The sequence below is a fragment of the Pseudoalteromonas atlantica genome (genome assembly GCA_007988745.1).
GTDB classification, from domain to species: domain Bacteria; phylum Pseudomonadota; class Gammaproteobacteria; order Enterobacterales; family Alteromonadaceae; genus Pseudoalteromonas; species Pseudoalteromonas atlantica.
On the sequence record BJUT01000114.1, the window covers coordinates 1 to 1,765 of the forward strand.

The window sequence follows — 1,765 nt, forward strand, 5'->3', positions numbered from 1 at the left end:
GCGAATGCCATAAAACACCCTGCTAATTTTTCACAATAATTAAACAGTAGTCACTACTTAAAGAGCAAAATTTAGGATGGGTGTCTTGTTTATTTTTAATTACAATGTGTTAGTAGTAAATCGACACCTACTATTTAAAGTGGGTTGTTATTATTTATTCTGCTATTAAAGTGCGTTGTTATTCTATTCATATAAAACGGAATATGCTCCATCATCACCTAAAACTAGAGCCCCAAATTCATCGAGCATACCCGTTCCGTTAAAGATAAGCCCTTCTAATTCACTAACAAATTTTAAAATAAATTTATAACTAAAATCAGAGTATTCGGTAGATGATTTGATACTAATTGAAGAATTACTCTCTGATAAATGTTGCTGTATAAACTCTTTATTGGAGATTGCATCTGTTTCTATTCTCCTAAAAAAATTATAAGCACCTATAATAGATTTGGAGACTTTATCTCCCCCCTGCTTTCTAATTAAAACATAAAAATCTATATATTCTTGTGAGTGAGTAATTCTGTATCTTTCACCTAAACTGGAATCATTATCCAATTTCTCTAAACTTACAACATCACTAACAGTACTGTCTAAGTAATTAGCAACCACATCGTAATTATCCAACTTACAAAAAACACTACATTGATTTGTCTCTAAAAAAGCATTCATTTTTTTCTACCTCCAGTTTCAGCTCTACCGCCATGATGACCTGTTTTAGCATGAATATCCTCGTCAACCAACTGTAATGTATCTTCACCATGATGATGCCAAGTATAATCACTTATTTTAGGTGATTCAGTATCAATTTCAGTCAACTGTTCTTCTGTAAAGTTATCTCTAAGTAAAGGATTGCCTTTTAATTCATTCTTTAATTGTTTAGTTGCTTCTCTAAACTGCTTATCATCACTAGTTTCTGGTCCGACCATATTCTGAGGCAACTTAGCATCATACATTGAATCAAAAATAGGCTGGGCATCTGCATCAAATTTGACTCCTGTCACTTCATGTGACTCACCAGTGATAGCATATTTTGATCCTCGTTTAAGCCTTCCATTATGGAATAAGTGGGGGTGTGTTTCTTGTGTTATTTCGGAACGTTTAAACTTTTTCTTTTTAAGACTTTTATCTGGCATTCCTTGCGATAGCCAATCTTGGAGTGTTCCTTCTCCACCAGTAGCTTTCCACATTCTAAATTGTATATCTTGCTGAGGATCAGTAGTACTCCACTCATCACCATCTACTCCAACTGCTTTATAATAAACCTCATCGCTATATTTGGAGTAGGTAGTTCCATCAGGCGCAGGCAGTTCCTCTAAAGCTCCACCCGTTGATGAGCTATATGCTAGCAAGGATACTGTACCTACGGCCTTTGCTAACCAAGGTGCAACTGTCGCTAACAATGATCTTTCAGCAACAAATGAAGCATCATTAGCAGCTGTTTGAGTTGCTATTCGTACTACGTTAGTCGTCGTTTGATTAACTATCGGCTGAACAGGAGCAACCTTAGCTACTGCTAAAGCAGCTAATCCATGTTTAATTTCTTTAGGTGTTAAATTACCATCCTGAGCAGCTAAGTATAGTTTATCTGAAAGTTCAGGGCTAATTACTCCTGATTGAGTACAGTTGTTTAACGCCTGTTTCAGTGAGGCTTCACCCTCCTTACACATTAACCCAAACGGATCCACCCAATTAACTGGATTAGGCGCATATTGATAGTGGTTTATGCCACCTACCAAACCGATTGGATCTTGGTTTATAAAACGCT

General features: G+C 36.1%; 2 protein-coding genes. Both read right to left on the reverse strand.

Going from position 1 to position 1,765, the window contains the following annotated elements; genetic code table 11:
• Positions 1-183 precede the first annotated feature (183 nt).
• Positions 184-669, reverse strand: a complete 486-nt coding sequence (locus PAT01_RS19910) for a hypothetical protein (protein WP_138576579.1) — start codon at positions 667-669, stop codon at positions 184-186.
• On the reverse strand, positions 666-1,765 hold a 1,100-nt coding region (locus PAT01_RS19915; protein WP_318299782.1), incomplete at its 5' end, for an HNH endonuclease. The genes PAT01_RS19915 and PAT01_RS19910, both read right to left, overlap by 4 nt.